The following is a 16,286-nucleotide window of genomic DNA, read 5'->3' on the forward strand; positions in this document are numbered from 1 at the left end:
TGGCGGCGGCGTGCGCGCACGCCTCTCCTTCGAGACGGCGCTGACGTGCCTCCTCGGGTGCGATGGGTGGGCGCCCCGGCAGCGGCCTCAACCAAGCCGCCAGCCGACCTCCTGCGTAAAACTTTCGAAGAAGGCGCGGTCATAGGCCTGCTCCGGCGCGGCGCGCACGCGCTCGTCGAGAAGCTTGGCGTCCTCGCCGACCAGAATGCGCCACCGCTCCGCCTTGACCCCGTCGAGGATGATCTTGGCGGCTTCTGCCGCCGTCGTCGGCGCATCCTCCAGGAAGCTGCGGGCGCGCTCGGCGAACGCCGCCTGGATGTCCTCGTCCGACATCCCGTCGGCATCCGGCACGCCGGCCGCGACCATGCGCTTGCGGGTCAGCGCGACCTCATCGGCATTGAGCCGCTCCGAGCCGTCGGCGCTCTGCACCTTGCGCGAGTTGGAGACGATCGAGGTGCCGATATGGCCGGGCATCACCACCGAGCATTTGACGTGCGGCGCATGCAGGCGCAAATCGTTGATCAGCGCTTCGGTGAATCCCTTCACTGCGAATTTGGCCGCACTGTAGGCGGTGTGCGCCTGGTTCATGCCGATCGAGGCCCAGAAGCCGTTGACGCTGGCGGTGTTGACGATGTGGGCTTCGTCCGCGGCCACCAGCATCGGCAGGAAGGTGCGCACGCCGAGATAGACGCCGCCCCAGCAGATGTTGAAGGTGCGCTCCCATTGCTCGCGGGTGTTGGTGAACAGGCTGCCGCCGCCGCCAATGCCGGCATTGTTGAACAACAGATGGATCCTGTCGGTCTGCTGCTGCTCGGCGAGCTCATCGCGAAAACGCTTCAGATGGTCCTCGATCGCGACGTCGGCGACGTGCGTCGTGACGCGCAGCCCCTGGGGCAGCTTCTCGGCCTCGCACAGCCGCTTGGTCTCGGCCATCGCGGCCTCCGAGACGTCGCACATGGCGACGTTGCAGCCCTCGGCCACGAGCTGCCGCGCGAGCTCGCGCCCCATGCCCGTGCCGCCGCCGGTGATGACTGCGATCTTTCCAGCAAAATCCTTCATGGGACTTCGGTCCCTCCCCTTGTCGGTGTGTTTCTTGGTCACGGCGCCGCTGACCGCGGCGCGCGCAAAACTGTAGCAGCGCGACATCCGCGGGTAAAAGCCGTGCGCTGCCCTCTTCGCCTTCGGTAATTTCGGCGGGCGGACTACGCGCGATGTTGCGCGCGGGCCTTGTGAAGTGGCTCATAGGCGACACGGCCCGGATAATCGATCATTCCCAGGTGTTTTCCAGCGGGTTCCCCGTATTTGTCCGGCTTCGGGTTAATGGCAATTTTTCTACAATCCGAATCGCCAAATGGGGGTGGACGCTGGATTGAGTCGGCCAGGCCAGCGTGTTGTTTGCGTGTCACAGGCTCTGGCACTCCGCTTGCATCCTCTTCGTGGTCAGAAACAACCAACGAGGTGATAGGAATGTTCGTGACCGTCGTTGCCGTGCTTTGCCGGCTGGGCGCAGCCAGCTCAGGCAGTTGCGTCGAGGAAATCGTGACCGACAGCAACATGACACCCGAAATTTCGCTGATGCAGTGCGCGATCGGCGCACAAGCGCCTCTCGCGAAGTGGATGGGTGAGCATCCGATCTATCACGCGAACTGGCGCCTCGAGCGCTACAAATGCGTGCCGGGTCACTATGAGATCAAGGGCCACGCCTAAGGCCCCGCAAAACCACTGGTACCGAGACCACGGATACCAGAACGTTCAATCCAAGAGGAAACGCCCGGGGGCCGCTTATTCCCTCCGCGCGGACACAGCGCCAGACCGATCACGGCAGCGCTCTGTGACAATGATCACGCCCTCCCTCTAAGCCACTTCACGCAAGATGATCGCGCGTGCCCGCCGTCCTTCCGGCGTCGGCATCAGCGCGAAGTTGTGCGGCTGCTCGCGCAATAGATGCAGCTCGACCGGCACGCCCACCGCCCTCGCCCTTGCGGCAAGATCGACGCTGTCGGGATAGAGAAGATCGCGGGTGCCCGAAAAGATCGTCATCGGTGCGAGCGCGTGGAAGCCGCCGTTGAGCGGGCTGACGAAGGGATGGCCGACCTCAAGCTCGCCGGCATAGAGCCGCGCCGCCTCGACGATGCCCGGAATATCCTGGATCGGATCGCGCGCCGCGATCGCAACCTGCTCCGGACGGCCGACCGAGGCATCGGCCGCGGGCGAGATCAGCAGCATCCGGCTCGGCTGCCGATGACCGCGATCGCGCAGCCATTGGCAGGCGGCGAGCGCAAGGCCAGCGCCGGCCGAATTGCCGACGACCGTCACCTTTGCATCGCCCGCGTCTTCCAGCAGCATGCGCAGCAGCTCGGCCGTCGCCGGCACGACGTCCTTGGCGGTCGCCCGCGGCGCCAGCGGGTAGATCGGCACGACGCAGCAGATTCGCGCCTTGCGCGTCATCTCACCGATGAAGCGCCAATGCGCCGGCGCGATCTCGTTGATGTAGCCGCCGCCATGCAGGAACATGACGTAGTTGCAGCCCTCGTGGCCTGATGCCGGCTCGGTGTAGTAGACCGGCCAGCCGCCCATCTTGGTCAGCGTCACCTCGACGTTGCCGACCCCGACCGGCTCGTGAGAGGCCGGCGCCAGCGCCAGCTTCTGCACACGCGCCAGCACCGCCTCGGCGGATGCGAGCTGCTGCTTGTAGGGAAGCTGCCGCAGCAGCAGGTTGAGGGCCCGGCTTTGCAGGCTTGGTGCTGGATCGCGCGGCGCCCGCGCGCCGAATACGCAGCCGCCCGGACAGAATTGGAAGGCCGATACAAGTCTCGCAACGCTCATCGCCACATCCCCATCCGGCTGTTTCGACCCGGCGACGAAGAGGGTTGCCGACCCGCCGCCATTGTCGATATAATGCGAGCATTCACTCGCTTTTCCTACTCGCATTCAGATCACAAGTCCGTGGCCCGCAAACCGTCCACAACACCCCGGAAAAATGCCTCGCAGGAGCGATCCCGTGCCACCGTCGACGCGCTGGTCGAGGCAACTGCTCGCATTCTGGTCAAGGAAGGCTTCGAGAAGGCCAGTACCAACCGCATCGCCGAGATCGCCGGCGTCAGCGTCGGCTCGCTCTACCAATATTTTCCCAGCAAGGAGGCCCTCGTCGCCGCCGTGATCGATCGCCACAATGATGCGATCATGAATGTCGTCCGCGCCGCCTTCGCGGAGGTCGCCGACCTGCCGATCGAGATGGCCGTGCACCGCCTCGTCACCGTCGCGATCGAGGCCCATCACATCGACCCGAACCTGCATCGCGTCCTCGCCGAGCAGATCCCCCGCTCCGGTCACCTCGCGGAAGTCGAAGCCTACAGCCACGAAATCCACGCCCTCGTGCGCACCTATCTCGAACGCCACCGCAAGGAGATGCGCAAGATTGATCCCGCGCTCGCAGCATTCATGTGCGTGAGCGCGATCGAAGCCATCGCGCACAACACCGTGCTGAACGGAGAGATGCTGTCGGAGAAGATGGTGAAGGTGCTGGTGGACGAGACGACGCGGATGGTGGTGGGGTATTTGAGGTAGCGGAGCCTGAGATTACGGAAATCGGCGACAGCGCGCCCATTTGGATGAGGCAGCGTCCTGCGCCCTGAGAGGCGCGCCAGAATGCAGTCCAGCACTGTCACCGTAATGTCCGAACACGACGGATCGAGGAAGCGCCCACTTCGCCAGGCCCGATGACACAAAGCGCACCGCGTTTGTTCGGGACCAAGTTACCATGCATAGTACCGGGGCTCTCGGCGGGCCGCTTGACTCAGGTCAATATCTCGCGGGCCTCAGCGCGCCAACATTGTCATATGGGTGTTGTATTGCCTGCCATCTAGCGTGAGCGATCCCGGCGGAGTGCCGGGGCGCGGACATCGATCGTGAATCGTGACACGACGGAAAGCAGAATGAAGCTCGCGCTTGCGCTGCCACCACCGCAACGTGATTTGCGTCTCGACCTGTTTCGCGGCCTCGCCAACTGGGCGATGTTTCTCGGCCATGTGCCCGGCACAGTGCTGGTGTGGTGTTCGTTCCGAAATTATGGATTCAGCGACGGGGCCGACCTGTTCGTGTTCATCTCCGGCTACACCTCGGCGCTCGTTTATACCCGAAAAATGGAGCGAGGCTTTGTGTTCGGAACGAGCAGGCTCTTCAGGCGCGTATGGCAAATCTACACCGCCCATATCGTGCTATTCATGATCTACCTGGCTTTCATCCATTTCCTGTCGGAGAGGTTCAACGCGCCTGATCTGATCGATCTGTTCAACGCCGGACCGGTCACCAGCGCGCCGATCGAGATGATGAGGCAGGGGCTTTTGCTGCGATACAAGCCTCTGAATTTGGACGTGCTGCCGCTGTACGTCGTCTTGATGGGCCTGTTTCCTCCGATCCTCTGGTTGATGTTGAGATTTCCCGACGCCGCCATGATCGGGTCGGTGCTGTTATATCTGGCTGCGCGGCAATTCCATTGGAACCTGCCTTCCTATCCGTCGGGAAGCTGGTACTTCAATCCGCTGGCGTGGCAGCTTCTGTTTGTCACGGGCGCATGGCTCGCGTTGACCGGTGCGGGGCGTCTGCATTTCTTGCTGCGGTCCAGGTTCGTGCTGGTTGTTGCGGTTGCCTATTTGATTTTTGCGGCGATCATGACGTTAGCTGCTCACCAGCCTCAGCTCCGGGCCTTGTTTGCGCCTGCCTTGTTCGAGCTTTTCAATCCCAACGACAAGACCAATCTGGCGCCCTACCGCTATCTTCATTTGATGGTGCTGATTATCCTTGGTGCCCGGTTCATACCGATCGATGCGCGCGGGCTACAAGCCACCATCTTGCGACCCCTGGTAAAGTGCGGCCAGCAGTCCCTCGAAGTGTTCTGTGTCGGCATTCTCCTGGCCTTCATCGGGTACTTCATCCTGCAGTTGGCAGGGAACGGCATCCTCGCTCAACTGCTCGTCGGAGCTGCGGGAATCGCGATCATGACGGCGGTTGCCTACTACAGATCCTGGTCAAAGCGAGTAGAGAAACCTTCACATGAGAGTCCGGTGGATGGAAAGAGGGCGCCGGAAAGCACCGGCCCCCTTGAGCATCTTGTAGTGCGCGCCGCCGGAACGGTGCCGCAGGTCGCTTGCGGGACGGGTACGCAGCAGCAGCCGTTAAGGGAAGTTTGACAACCGCGCCGGCCGTCAAGATCGCGATCGAGGCCCATTCCATCGACCCGAATCTGCACCGCGTCCTCGCCGAGCAGATCCCCCGCTCCGGCCACCTCGCCGAGGTCGAGGCCTACAGCCACGAAATCCACGCCCTCGTGCGCGCCTATCTCGAACGTCACCGGAAGGAGATGCGCAAGCTCGACCCCGCGCTCGCAGCGTTCATGTGCGTGAGCACGATCGAAGCCATCGCGCACAACACGGCGCTGAACGCAGCCGAGATGCTGTCGGAGAAAATGGTGAAGGCGCTGGTGGACGAGACGACAAGGATGGTGGTGGGGTATTTGAGCTGGGTGGGCGACAAGCCAGGGCACTTGCGATCTAGCTCCGCACGATGCTTCTTGAGCTTCGCATCTGGCCTGATGACGATCGCACTGCTCGCGTCCAAAGCTGATCGTATTTGCGCCACTCATCCTCCGCCGGGACGCGACCGCGTCAGTCGTCGCGCGCTAACTCGCCTCGCTAATTTAAATATTTAAATATATTTAATTTTGACAAATTAAATCATTATTATGCTCCGCGATGTCGGTATGTCATCACCGTTTTGCGCGTCTTGAGGAACGCGACCTCTGAGCTTGCATTGTCGGCTTGATCTTCAATCGTTCACGAGGTCGACAATGCATCTTCTCGTCAGAATGGCGGCGATTGCGACAGTCCCTGCTTGGATCGGATTGAACGCGAACGGCGCTGCAGCACAGGATTTCCATGACCGGTGGTCCATCATTCCGAAGGCTCAGGCAGAGCCGGCGCCTGCTGGACCCGAACAGCCGAAGAAGGATCAGATTGAGGCGCCACCTCCAACCGCACAAGAGCCATCGGCTGATCGCTCGGGCATGCGATCTTTCAATCGAGTCTTTTCGGGAAAGGCCTCCTATTATTCATATTCCAAAGGCAAGACAGCGAGCGGTTCGACATTCAATCGGAATCACCTCACGGCGGCGCATCGCAGCCTGCCGTTCGGCACCAAGGTCCGCGTGACCCATGGAGGAAGCAGCGTCATCGTCACCATCAACGACAGAGGCCCGTTCATTCGTGGCCGCGTCCTCGATCTCTCACTCGCTGCCGCGCGCAGCTTGGGGATTACGAATCGCGGCGTAGCTCAGGTTCGTGCCGAGGTGTTGTAGCGGATGACCTTTGAAGGGCGGTGATATTGTAAACCCGACGCGCTTGTGGATATGACCCCTCAAGTACTCGCCGCGGAGATGGAGCGGACGCGGGTGGGCGAAACCACGCGGATGGCGGGTAGTTGAGGTAGGTGGCGCAACCTCAGCGAATGTGCCCTTTGGGAAGCCTGCGGAAACCTCGCAGGATAACAAGTAGTCTATCGCCGATGCTGCGCAACGCCGATCATGTCGGCGGGCAGACGAAGGTCGTCAGGCTTGCTTCTTCTTCACGCTGATATTTCCGTCGCCCTCGATATATGCCTCTACGACGTCCGAGGGACTCGCTATCCCCTCCTCGCGAAGCTTGCTCATCAACTCATCCATCGTCACCAGCTCCTGCCGCATGTGGCGGCGAAGGACCTGCCCGTTTTTGATGAGCAGGAGCGGCGCCGGCCGAGCAAGCCGCTCCACGAAAGGCACGTGATACCCGACCCAGTCGATGGCTAGATTCCAGAAAATGATGGTGGCAACGAGCACGATACCTTCTGTGATCGAGTGGTATTCGCCCGCCATGCCATTCTGCGCCGCGTCCGCCAACAGGACGACGAGAAGCAAATCGGGAATGCTGAGTCCGCCGGTTTGTCGCTTCAAAATGAACCGCATCAGGGTGAAGATGCCGAGATACATGATGGTGCCCCGCACGATCATTTCCATGATGGAATGCGTCGGGACGAAGATCTCGCTCCACGATAACTGAAACATGTTGCCCTCGCCTGAATGGAAGCGTCCTGATGCCGCGAATCGAAACTCTTATCGGACCCGAACAGTTTCGGAGTTGCGAGGAGGATGGTGAAGAGTTGAGGCTCTAGCCGACCGCTCGACCGTGATTGTCCTCTGGACGATCAGCTCCTACCACTGTCCGACGCGGCGATTCGGAAAAACAATATGACTCAATGACATCGCTACTGTGCATGGGGTTGTTTTCGTCGTTTCGATGTACCGCCCACCGCAGGCCCCGCTTCTGGCCACAGGCATCGTCGCGGCCGGAGCACGCTCCACGCCGACGGTCACCCGACAGAGGTTGAAAAAATGGTCGGAGCGAGAGGATTTGAACCTCCGACCCCTAGTCTCCCAGACTAGTGCGCTAACCGGGCTGCGCCACGCTCCGAATGCCGTTCCATTAGCTAGGATCGCCGCTTTGCGCAAGGCGAGGCCGCAGCATTTTGGTGTATCCGCCCAAGCGGGGCCGGAACTGCCCCGCAAAGCCGGGGACCGCCCTAGCCCTCCTTCAGGGCCTGATCCAGCATCTCGCGACAGGCGACGAGATCGCCGAGGACCCGCTCCAGCCGCTCGCGGTCGAGCGCGCTGGGGCCGGCGGGCACGGCGGCGCCGCCTTTGCGGAAGGTGGTGAGGATCTCCTCGTCGTCGACCTCGGTGAAGCGGAAGTCGATGCCTTCCTCTTCGTCGCCCTGATAGTCGTCATCGTCGGTGTCGGTGATGCCCTTGATGGGGGCCTCGTCCTCGGGCTCCATCAGGCTCGCGCCGATCGCGTCCTCGATGGCGCCAAAGGAGACCGCGGCCGCGCTGTCGGCGAGGCCCTGCACCGATTTGACGCCGTGCTCTTTCAGGATCCGCTGCACCCCGCGGATGGTATAGCCTTCGCCGTAGAGCAGCCGGCGGATGCCTTTGAGCAGGTCGACGTCGTCGGGGCGATAATAGCGGCGGCCGCCGCTGCGCTTCATCGGCTTGATCTGGGAGAAGCGGGTCTCCCAGAACCGCAGCACGTGCTGCGGAATGTCGAGTTCCTGCGCTACTTCGCTGATGGTTCGGAACGCATCCGGCGCCTTGTCCAAAGGCCAGTCCTTTCCGAAAGGCGGTTACGCCTCTTCTTGAGCCTGGGTGGCGTCACCGTTGGTACGGTGCTGGGCGTTGATCCGCTGCTTCAGGATCGCCGACGGCTTGAACACCATGACGCGGCGCGGCGAGATCGGCACCTCGGTGCCGGTCTTCGGGTTGCGGCCGATGCGCTGGCCCTTCTTGCGCACCATGAAGGAGCCGAACGAGGACAATTTCACCGTCTCGCCCTTCTCCAGGCAGTCGGTGATCTCCTTCAGCACGAGTTCCACGAAGGCAGACGATTCCGTGCGCGATAGGCCCACCTTCTGGTAGACGGCTTCGCACAGATCGACACGCGTTACGGTTTTGCTGGTCTCGCTCATCGCCCTGCCCCACCTCACGGCGAACAATTCTTGTCTGAAATTATGAGCTTACGATACGGCGGTCAACACCGCACATCAATGCACACGTCGCGATAATCGGCGCGGATTCCGGCAAAATTTTATCGGTGTGGCTTACCAGCGCACCAGCGCGGAGCCCCAGGTGAAGCCGCCACCCATGGCCTCCAGCAGGACCATGTCGCCCTTCTTGATGCGGCCGTCCTTGCGCGCCACCGAGAGCGCCAGCGGGATCGAGGCCGCCGAGGTGTTGCCGTGACGGTCCACCGTCAGCACCACCTTCTCCGGCGCGATGTGCAGCTTGTGCGCGGAAGCGTCGATGATTCGCTTGTTGGCCTGGTGCGGCACGAACCAGTCGATGCCGTCGGCATCGAGCCCGGTCGCCTTGAAAGCATCGACGATCACGTCGGTGATCATACCGACCGCGTGCTTGAAGACCTCGCGGCCCTCCATGCGCAGATGGCCGACGGTCTGGGTTGAGGACGGCCCGCCGTCGACGAACAGCTTTGCCTTGTGGCGGCCGTCGGAGCGCAGATGCGTGGTCACGATGCCGCGGTCGGTCGCGGCATTGCCGGGCTGCTCCTGCGCCTCCAGCACCACGGCGCCGGCGCCGTCGCCGAACAGCACGCAGGTGCCGCGATCGTTCCAGTCGAGGATGCGCGAGAAGGTCTCCGCGCCGATCACCAGCGCGCGCTTGTAGGCCCCGGTGCGCAGGAAATTGTCGGCGGTGGCGAGCGCGAACACGAAGCCCGAGCACACTGCCTGCAGATCGAAGGCCGCGCCATGATTGATGCCGAGGCCGTGCTGCACGGCGACGGCGGTCGCGGGGAAGGTGTTGTCGGGCGTCGAGGTCGCCAGCACGATCAGCTCGATCGATTGCGCGTCAACGCCGGCATCGCGGAGCGCCGCCTGTGCCGCCTTGATGGCGAGGTGCGAGGTGAACTCGCCCTCGGCCGCGATGTGCCGCTCGCGAATGCCGGTGCGCTGCACGATCCACTCGTCGGAGGTATCGATGCGCGCCGCCAATTGGGCGTTGGTCACCACCTGCTCCGGCAAGTAAGAGCCGCAGCCGAGCACGACCGAACGAATCTGAGTCACGAAACATCCTCCGGCGCGGGCTGCACGAATTTGAGTGCACCACCCTCGCGGTTGAGCATCTGATTGATCTTGTTCAGGAGATCGTAGTGAGCCATCTCATAGCCAACATCGATCGCATAGGCAAAGCCTTCGGCGTTGGTTCCGCCGTGGCTCTTGACCACCACCCCGTTCAGTCCCAGCAGCACGCCACCATTGGACTTGTTGGGGTCCATTTTGTCGCGCAGGGCCTGGAAGGCGCTGCGCGCGAAGAGGTAGCCGAGCTTGGACATCCAGCTCCGCTGCATCTCGTGACGAAGCAATTCCGCCATCTGCCGTGCGGTTCCCTCGGCCGCCTTCAGCGCTATGTTGCCGCTAAAGCCTTCGGTGACGATCACGTCGGCGAGCCCCTTGCCGATGCCGTCGCCCTCGACGAAGCCGATATAGTCGAGCTCCGGCAGGTTCCGCGCCCGCAGGATCTCGCTGGCCTCGCGGATCTCCTCGTGCCCCTTGATCTCCTCGGCGCCGATATTGAGCAGCCCGACTGTGGGCCGGGTCTTGTTGAACAGCACGCTCGCCTTGGCCGCGCCCATCACCGCCATCGACACCAGATGGTGGGCATCGCCGCCGAGGGTGGCGCCGAGGTCGAGCACGACGGACTCCCCGCGCAGGGTCGGCCAGATCGCCGAGATCGCCGGCCGGTCGATCCCCGGCAGGGTGCGCAGATGGAAGCGCGCCATCGCCATCAGCGCGCCGGTATTGCCGGCGGAGATCGCGACGTCCGCCTCGCCCTTCTTGACCGCGTCGATCGCGAGCCACATCGAGGAGGTCTTGCGGCCGCGCCGCAGCGCCTGGCTCGGCTTGTCCTTCATGCTGACGGCGACGTCGGTATGGATGATCTTGGAGGCGGCCTTCAGCTTCGGGTGCTGGTCGAGCTCGGGCTCGATCCTGGCGCGGTCGCCGACCAGCAGGAACTCGGTGTCGCGATGCCGGCCAAGCGAGATGGCGGCGCCCGGAATGACCACGGCGGGGCCGACATCGCCCCCCATGGCGTCCAGCGCGATGCGAACCTTGCTTGGCATGTAAGTCCTGGAAACCTGGTCTGGTGCGGTCTTGGGATCAGCGGGGCCGCAAAATGGGTTCGCCACCGGTACGGCGGCCGGCCAAGCGCCACGCCGCACCCGGACCGGGGCGCGACAATAGCGTTTTGTACCCCCGAAACAACCTCTTGCCCCCAGCCTTTTGCATTCGGGGCAATCCGGCCGCCGGGCGCGGATTTCGCGAGAAATCCATTGAAATCAGAGAGATAAACAGCTGTCTCAAACCATCAGGGCAAATGGCTCGCGTCCCCTGGCAAGGCAGCCCGCGAGCCAAAATGCCCCTCATTGGCCCTTCTTCTTGTCCTGCAATGCCTTCAGCACGGCGAAGGGATGGTCTTCGGGGTCGGGAGCGGTGACCTCCGCCTCGAACACGGCCCCCTCCTTGCGTGGATAGGGATCGATCGCCAGGAACAGGACGTCGGTGGCGAGCCGGCCGAGGTCGATGATGCCGCCCGTGATCGGCTCGGGCGGGTCGGCAACCTCGGGCGGCGCCTCGTCGTCCTGCCCCTCCTCGATCAGATCGGCCAGGCGGCGCGCCTCGGCCTCGGGGGCGAACATCAGGTCCACCTCCTCCTCGATCTCGCTCTCGATCGGATCCAGCGTGACGACGCAGGTCTGGCCGATCCGGCCTCGAACCAGGCCCGTGACCTGGACCCGCCCGCCGCTTTTCGGCACGACATCGAAGCTGGCATGGGCGGACAGGATCTCGCGCAAGCCCGCGACCTCCGCCATCGCCTGCCGCTCGGCCACTGAGGCCTCGAGCTCGCGATGCAACCCGCCGTCCGGGATTTGCGCAACGATGACGGGCGCCCGCCAGGGATCGCGCTCGGTATCTGGTCGGCTCATGGCGTGACATCCTGTGACAGCGCCCGGGGAAACTTGAAGGACGCGCGCAGCAGCGCGGCCTCGTCGGTCCGGCCAAGATCGGCCTCGCTGGCCCTCGCATAGGCCGCGAGCCGCTCCGCCTGGTCGAAGCCGGTCCCATTCAAGATATTCTTGCAGATCGCCGCTGCCAGCGCCTCGCCGCCGGCTTCCATCGCCTGGTCGTAGGCCTGGACGCGGCCGTAGAATGCCTCGCCGAAGGCCCGCATCCGCTTCGGCACGGTCTGGTCGCCCACCCCCATCTCGCGCAGATTGTCGTCCATGTCCTCGCAGAAGCGGTCGAACAGCGCCTGCGACAGCTCCGCGGCGCCCTGAACCGCGCGCAGACGGCGCAGCAGCAGCCAGAGATGCAGCAGCAACAGGTCGAAACGCCCGTTAACCGTATCGGGCACACCCAAGACCCGGTAAAACAGGGGTTCTCGCGCCTGCGTCACGATCATGCCATAGATGGCCTCAATGGTGCCAGGCGGGGTTCGCCGGGGTTTCCTGAAGTGATTGAACGGCCAAAGCATTGTGGTTTCCGCAAGCGGGCGCGCGCGAGTTGCATTCAGACGCCCAGCCCGGTACTTCAGCGCCTCGCGCGACGCAAGGGGACGGAATCAGTTCCGCTATGACGACAACGAACCAGATCAGCCTGCGCGCGGACATGCGGCGCGGCCTTCATGCCTGTTGGCGCGGCCTGCGCATGCTCGCGGCCACCGCCGTGATCGGCGTGGCCCTTGCAGCTTGCACCGGCGAGCAGTTCCAGAAAGGCTACATCCTGCCGCCCGGCGCGCTCGAGCAGATTCCGATCGGCGCGAGCCAGGATCAGGTGCTGATCGTGATGGGCACGCCTTCGACGGTCGCGACCCTCGACGGTGAAGTGTTCTACTACATCTCGCAGCGCTCGGAGCGCCCGGTCGCCTTCATGAACCAGAAGGTGGTCGATCAGCGTGTCATCGCAGTCTATTTCGACAAGACCCGGCGCGTGCGCCGGCTTGCGAATTACGGTCTCCAGGACGGCAAGATCTTCGACTTCATCAGCCGCACCACGCCGACGTCGGGTCAGGAGATGAGCTACCTTACCCCGCTGTTCAAGCTGCTCAGCTTCAACTGAGGCCGTCGAAGGATTCGATCGAAGCGGCTTGTCGCTTCGCGTCGAAAATGCGCGTCGAACGAGGCTCCTGAAGCCGCTTAATTCCATCGCAAGGTATATGGGCTTACGCCTGCGTCGTCGTGCCGCTCTCTGCGCGGCACTTGTCGTCGCGCGCGACTTGCGGTCGCACGTGCCGTTCCCTACGGTTCCCGCAAAGCAAAAAGCAGGAGTGGATTCGTGCATAAGCCTTTGTTGTCCCGCCGTCGTGTGCTCGCCGGTGCTGCCGGCCTTTCGGCCGCAGCGATTCTACCGCGATCGAGCCTTGCCGACTGGAAGCCCACTGAAAACGTTCGTCTCATCGTGCCGGCCGCGGCCGGCGGCTCGACGGACGTGATGGGCCGCCTCCTGGCCGCGCATCTGCAAACCGCCTGGGGTCAGTCGACTGTGGTGGAAAACCGCTCCGGCGGCGGCGGCACGATCGGCACCGCCGAGGCCGTGCGCGCCAAGCCGGATGGTCACACCATCCTGGTCGGCAACCCCGGCCCGAACGCGATCGCCTACAGCATCTTCAAGAACCTCAGCTACAAGCCGGACCAGCTTCAGCCGGTCTCGAACATGATCCGGATTCCGAACATCGTCTCGGCGCATCCGAAGACCGGCATCAAAACGATTCCCGAGCTGATCGCGTATCTGAAGGCCAATCCGGACAAGCTCAGCTACGCCTCCTCCGGCGTCGGCCAGAGCCCCCACCTCACCGGCGCCTGGTTTCTCCAGCTCACCGGCCTGAAGATGACGCACATCCCGTTCCGCGGCGCCGGCCCCGCGCTCCAGGCCGCCCTTGCCGGCGACATACAGATCCTGTTCGACAATCTCTATCCGACCCTGCCTCAGGTGCAGAGCGGCACGCTCAACGGTCTCTGCGTCACCACGCCCGAGCGCAGCGACCTCGCCAAAGACCTGCCGACCATGCGCGAGAGCGCGCCGGAGCTGGCGAATTTCGACGTGTCCTCCTGGTTCGCGGTCTTCCTGCCGAAGGGCGCTTCGCCCGAGGTGCTGGGCGCGCTCAATCTCCAGGTCAAGGCGATGCTGGAGCGCGAGGACGTCAAGAAGCAGATCGCCGCCATGGGCGCCCGCGCCGACTACGGCACGCCCGAGCAGTTCGCCGCCTTCGTGGACGCCGAGACGAAGAAGTTCGCCGGCATCATCCAGAAGGAAGGCCTGCAGATGGACGTGCAGTAGGTCTCTCTCACGTCATTGCGAGAGAAGCGAAGCAATCCAGGCTGTCTCTGCGGAACGATGCTGGATTGCTTCGTCGCAAGAGCTCCTCGCAATGACGTCGGGAGAGCGTCGGATCGCCAAATCAAAAACCCCGCGGCTCACGCCGCGGGGTTTTCTCTTGTCGCGTCAGCGCCGCTCAGTGCGCCAGGATCGCGAGCAGCAGCAGGGCCACGATATTGGTGATCTTGATCATCGGGTTCACCGCAGGTCCCGCCGTGTCCTTGTAGGGATCGCCGACGGTATCGCCGGTCACCGCGGACTTGTGGGCATCAGAGCCCTTGCCGCCGAAATGACCGTCCTCGATGTACTTCTTGGCGTTGTCCCAGGCGCCGCCGCCTGAGGTCATGGAGATCGCGACGAACAGGCCCGTCACGATGACGCCGAGCAGCATGGCGCCGACGGCCGAGAATGCCGCCGACTTGCCCGCCGCGCCGCCGCCCGCGATCGCATAGATCAGGAAGTAGACGACGATCGGCGACAGCACCGGCAGCAGCGAGGGGATGATCATCTCCTTGATTGCCGCGCGCGTGAGCAAGTCCACCGCCTTGCCGTAATCAGGCTTGTCGGTGCCCTGCATGATGCCCGGCTTCTCGCGGAATTGGCGACGGACCTCCTCGACGATCGCACCGGCCGCACGGCCGACCGCGGTCATGCCCATCGCGCCGAACAGGTACGGCAACAGACCACCGAACAGCAGGCCCACCACGACGTAGGGATTGTTCAGTGAGAAGTCCGGATTGACGCCGGCGAAGTAGGGATGCTGCGCGGAGCGGGCCACGAAGAACTTGAGGTCCTCGTTGTAGGCCGCGAACAGCACCAGGGCGCCGAGACCAGCGGAGCCGATCGCGTAGCCTTTGGTGACCGCCTTGGTGGTGTTGCCGACCGCGTCGAGCGCGTCGGTCGACTTGCGCACCTCCTTCGGCAGTCCCGCCATTTCGGCAATGCCGCCGGCATTGTCGGTGACGGGGCCGAAGGCGTCGAGGGCGACGATCATGCCGGCCAGCGCCAGCATGGTGGCGGTCGCGATCGCGATGCCGAACAGCCCGGCGAGGCTGTAGGTGACCAGGATGCCGGCGATGATGACGATCGCAGGCAACGCGGTCGCTTCCATCGAGATGGCGAGGCCCTGGATCACGTTGGTGCCGTGGCCGGTGACCGAGGACTGGGCGATCGACTTCACCGGACGATAGTCGGTCCCGGTGTAGTATTCGGTGATCCAGATGATCAGGGCGGTGACGATGAGACCGACCACGCCGCACTCGAACAGCGCCAGGCCGGTGTAGTTGACGCCCTCGAGCTTGCCGAAGCCGATCAGGTAGTAGATCACCAGGGCGATGCCGATCAGCGACAGGATGCCCGTTGCGATCAGGCCCTTGTAAAGCGCGCCCATGATCGACTGGCTCGGCCCGAGCTTGACGAAGAAGGTGCCGATGATCGAGGTGATGATGCAGATGCCGCCGATCGCGAGCGGCAGCGTCATCATGTTGGCGAGGATCGGCGTCTTGGCGAAGAAGATCGCCGCCAGGACCATGGTGGCGACCGCGGTCACCGCATAGGTCTCGAACAGGTCGGCGGCCATGCCGGCGCAGTCGCCGACGTTGTCGCCGACGTTGTCGGCGATGGTCGCAGGGTTGCGCGGGTCATCCTCGGGAATGCCGGCCTCGACCTTGCCGACGAGGTCGCCGCCGACGTCCGCACCCTTGGTGAAGATGCCGCCGCCGAGACGGGCGAAGATCGAGATCAGCGAGGCGCCGAAGCCGAGCGCCACCAGGGCATCGACGACGACGCGGCTATCCGGCGCGAGCTTCAGCGAATGGACCAGGAAGCCGAAATAGAGCGTCACGCCGAGCAGCGCCAGACCCGCCACCAGAAGGCCGGTGATGGCGCCCGCCTTGAAGGCGAGCTCCAGGCCGCCGGCCAGCGACGTCGTCGCGGCCTGGGCGGTGCGCACATTGGCGCGGACCGAGACGTTCATGCCGATGAAGCCCGCAGCGCCGGACAGGATCGCGCCGATGGCGAAACCGATCGCGACATAGAGCCCGAGGAAATAGGCAAGCAGCACGAAGATGACGATGCCGACGATACCGATCGTGGTGTATTGCCGCCGGAGATAGGCTTGTGCGCCTTCGCGCACCGCCCCTGCGATCTCCTGCATGCGCGGCGACCCCGCATCCGCGCCCAAGACCGAAGACGTCGCCCAAATCGCGTAGGCGACGGAAAGCGCTCCGCAGAGCACTATCAACCATAATGCTGTCATGTGATGTTTGCCTCAGATCCTTGATGTACCCCCGGCGCCTTTTGTTGTCCGTCGT

17 protein-coding genes and 1 tRNA gene are annotated in these 16,286 nt (G+C 63.6%); 7 read left to right on the forward strand and 11 right to left on the reverse strand.

Going from position 1 to position 16,286, the window contains the following annotated elements; translation table 11 throughout:
- Positions 1 to 87 precede the first annotated feature (87 nt).
- Positions 88 to 1,059, reverse strand: coding sequence for an SDR family oxidoreductase (locus I6F36_RS01850; protein ID WP_036010412.1), 972 nt, complete (start codon positions 1,057 to 1,059; stop codon positions 88 to 90).
- A 408-nt stretch (positions 1,060 to 1,467) separates the two neighbouring features.
- On the opposite strand from I6F36_RS01850, the gene I6F36_RS01855 reads away from it, so the two are divergent.
- A complete protein-coding gene (locus I6F36_RS01855) occupies positions 1,468 to 1,707 on the forward strand; it encodes a hypothetical protein (protein WP_025036674.1) in 240 nt (79 codons plus the stop codon).
- Between the two features lie 147 nt (positions 1,708 to 1,854).
- Here the strand turns inward: I6F36_RS01855 and I6F36_RS01860 are convergent, their stop codons facing one another.
- Positions 1,855 to 2,826: an alpha/beta fold hydrolase gene (locus tag I6F36_RS01860; RefSeq protein ID WP_225125133.1), complete on the reverse strand. Its 972-nt coding sequence runs from the start codon at positions 2,824 to 2,826 to the stop codon at positions 1,855 to 1,857.
- Between the two features lie 120 nt (positions 2,827 to 2,946).
- Between I6F36_RS01860 and I6F36_RS01865 the strand changes: the two genes are divergently transcribed.
- The 4 genes from I6F36_RS01865 (at position 2,947) to I6F36_RS01880 (ending at position 6,352) form a co-directional block, all read left to right on the forward strand.
- On the forward strand, positions 2,947 to 3,567 hold the full coding sequence (locus I6F36_RS01865) for a TetR/AcrR family transcriptional regulator (protein WP_036010401.1): 621 nt from the start codon (positions 2,947 to 2,949) through the stop codon (positions 3,565 to 3,567).
- A 368-nt stretch (positions 3,568 to 3,935) separates the two neighbouring features.
- Entirely contained in the window at positions 3,936 to 5,189 is a 1,254-nt protein-coding gene (locus tag I6F36_RS01870) for an OpgC domain-containing protein (RefSeq protein ID WP_225170949.1), read from the forward strand.
- Positions 5,186 to 5,707 carry a hypothetical protein gene (locus I6F36_RS01875; protein ID WP_225170950.1) on the forward strand — a complete coding sequence of 174 codons (522 nt, stop codon included), beginning with the start codon at positions 5,186 to 5,188 and terminating at the stop codon, positions 5,705 to 5,707. Before I6F36_RS01870 ends, I6F36_RS01875 begins: the two co-directional genes overlap by 4 nt.
- Before the next feature lie 138 nt (positions 5,708 to 5,845).
- A complete protein-coding gene (locus tag I6F36_RS01880; protein WP_036010404.1) occupies positions 5,846 to 6,352 on the forward strand; it encodes a septal ring lytic transglycosylase RlpA family protein in 507 nt (168 codons plus the stop codon).
- A gap of 249 nt (positions 6,353 to 6,601) precedes the next feature.
- Here the strand turns inward: I6F36_RS01880 and I6F36_RS01885 are convergent, their stop codons facing one another.
- The 8 genes from I6F36_RS01885 to I6F36_RS01920 all read right to left on the reverse strand — a co-directional run bounded on the left by I6F36_RS01885 (position 6,602) and on the right by I6F36_RS01920 (position 12,133).
- Positions 6,602 to 7,093: a DUF421 domain-containing protein gene (locus I6F36_RS01885; RefSeq protein WP_225125131.1), complete on the reverse strand. Its 492-nt coding sequence runs from the start codon at positions 7,091 to 7,093 to the stop codon at positions 6,602 to 6,604.
- Between the two features lie 328 nt (positions 7,094 to 7,421).
- A tRNA-Pro gene (locus I6F36_RS01890) sits at positions 7,422 to 7,499 on the reverse strand.
- A gap of 109 nt (positions 7,500 to 7,608) precedes the next feature.
- Positions 7,609 to 8,184: a MerR family transcriptional regulator gene (locus I6F36_RS01895; protein ID WP_057029740.1), complete on the reverse strand. Its 576-nt coding sequence runs from the start codon at positions 8,182 to 8,184 to the stop codon at positions 7,609 to 7,611.
- A gap of 24 nt (positions 8,185 to 8,208) precedes the next feature.
- The gene (locus I6F36_RS01900; RefSeq protein ID WP_036010431.1) at positions 8,209 to 8,550 is read right to left on the reverse strand and encodes an integration host factor subunit alpha; all 342 of its coding nucleotides are present in this window, start codon (positions 8,548 to 8,550) and stop codon (positions 8,209 to 8,211) included.
- A gap of 132 nt (positions 8,551 to 8,682) precedes the next feature.
- Positions 8,683 to 9,663, reverse strand: coding sequence for a beta-ketoacyl-ACP synthase III (locus I6F36_RS01905; protein ID WP_036010434.1), 981 nt, complete (start codon positions 9,661 to 9,663; stop codon positions 8,683 to 8,685).
- A complete protein-coding gene (gene plsX / locus I6F36_RS01910) occupies positions 9,660 to 10,721 on the reverse strand; it encodes a phosphate acyltransferase PlsX (protein ID WP_036010436.1) in 1,062 nt (353 codons plus the stop codon). The genes I6F36_RS01905 and plsX overlap by 4 nt, the downstream gene beginning before the upstream one ends.
- 300 nt (positions 10,722 to 11,021) lie before the next feature.
- On the reverse strand, positions 11,022 to 11,585 hold the full coding sequence (locus I6F36_RS01915) for a DUF177 domain-containing protein (RefSeq protein WP_036025465.1): 564 nt from the start codon (positions 11,583 to 11,585) through the stop codon (positions 11,022 to 11,024).
- Positions 11,582 to 12,133, reverse strand: coding sequence for a ubiquinol-cytochrome C chaperone family protein (locus I6F36_RS01920; protein ID WP_109143544.1), 552 nt, complete (start codon positions 12,131 to 12,133; stop codon positions 11,582 to 11,584). The genes I6F36_RS01915 and I6F36_RS01920 overlap by 4 nt, the downstream gene beginning before the upstream one ends.
- A gap of 98 nt (positions 12,134 to 12,231) precedes the next feature.
- On the opposite strand from I6F36_RS01920, the gene I6F36_RS01925 reads away from it, so the two are divergent.
- Both I6F36_RS01925 and I6F36_RS01930 read left to right on the forward strand, forming a co-directional pair.
- Positions 12,232 to 12,717 (forward strand): outer membrane protein assembly factor BamE, encoded by a 486-nt coding sequence (locus I6F36_RS01925; RefSeq protein ID WP_036010444.1) that lies wholly within the window; start codon positions 12,232 to 12,234, stop codon positions 12,715 to 12,717.
- A 216-nt stretch (positions 12,718 to 12,933) separates the two neighbouring features.
- Positions 12,934 to 13,935, forward strand: coding sequence for a tripartite tricarboxylate transporter substrate binding protein (locus I6F36_RS01930; RefSeq protein ID WP_036010447.1), 1,002 nt, complete (start codon positions 12,934 to 12,936; stop codon positions 13,933 to 13,935).
- Between the two features lie 175 nt (positions 13,936 to 14,110).
- Here the strand turns inward: I6F36_RS01930 and I6F36_RS01935 are convergent, their stop codons facing one another.
- On the reverse strand, positions 14,111 to 16,231 hold the full coding sequence (locus tag I6F36_RS01935; RefSeq protein ID WP_036010450.1) for a sodium-translocating pyrophosphatase: 2,121 nt from the start codon (positions 16,229 to 16,231) through the stop codon (positions 14,111 to 14,113).
- Positions 16,232 to 16,286 lie beyond the last annotated feature (55 nt).

It is taken from the genome of Bradyrhizobium sp. BRP19 (assembly GCF_020194195.1).
Lineage (GTDB): Bacteria > Pseudomonadota > Alphaproteobacteria > Rhizobiales > Xanthobacteraceae > Bradyrhizobium > Bradyrhizobium yuanmingense.

Excerpts from the sequence above, each read along its gene's own strand:
- I6F36_RS01850 (WP_036010412.1), bottom strand. The coding sequence starts at position 1,059 with ATGAAGGATTTTGCTGGAAAGATCGCAGTCATCACCGGCGGCGGCACG.
- I6F36_RS01855 (WP_025036674.1), top strand. The coding sequence starts at position 1,468 with ATGTTCGTGACCGTCGTTGCCGTGCTTTGCCGGCTGGGCGCAGCCAGC.
- I6F36_RS01860 (WP_225125133.1), bottom strand. The coding sequence starts at position 2,826 with ATGAGCGTTGCGAGACTTGTATCGGCCTTCCAATTCTGTCCGGGCGGC.
- I6F36_RS01870 (WP_225170949.1), top strand. The coding sequence starts at position 3,936 with ATGAAGCTCGCGCTTGCGCTGCCACCACCGCAACGTGATTTGCGTCTC.
- I6F36_RS01880 (WP_036010404.1), top strand. The coding sequence starts at position 5,846 with ATGCATCTTCTCGTCAGAATGGCGGCGATTGCGACAGTCCCTGCTTGG.
- I6F36_RS01885 (WP_225125131.1), bottom strand. The coding sequence starts at position 7,093 with ATGTTTCAGTTATCGTGGAGCGAGATCTTCGTCCCGACGCATTCCATC.
- I6F36_RS01900 (WP_036010431.1), bottom strand. The coding sequence starts at position 8,550 with ATGAGCGAGACCAGCAAAACCGTAACGCGTGTCGATCTGTGCGAAGCC.
- plsX (WP_036010436.1), bottom strand. The coding sequence starts at position 10,721 with ATGCCAAGCAAGGTTCGCATCGCGCTGGACGCCATGGGGGGCGATGTC.
- I6F36_RS01915 (WP_036025465.1), bottom strand. The coding sequence starts at position 11,585 with ATGAGCCGACCAGATACCGAGCGCGATCCCTGGCGGGCGCCCGTCATC.
- I6F36_RS01920 (WP_109143544.1), bottom strand. The coding sequence starts at position 12,133 with ATGCTTTGGCCGTTCAATCACTTCAGGAAACCCCGGCGAACCCCGCCT.
- I6F36_RS01925 (WP_036010444.1), top strand. The coding sequence starts at position 12,232 with ATGACGACAACGAACCAGATCAGCCTGCGCGCGGACATGCGGCGCGGC.
- I6F36_RS01935 (WP_036010450.1), bottom strand. The coding sequence starts at position 16,231 with ATGACAGCATTATGGTTGATAGTGCTCTGCGGAGCGCTTTCCGTCGCC.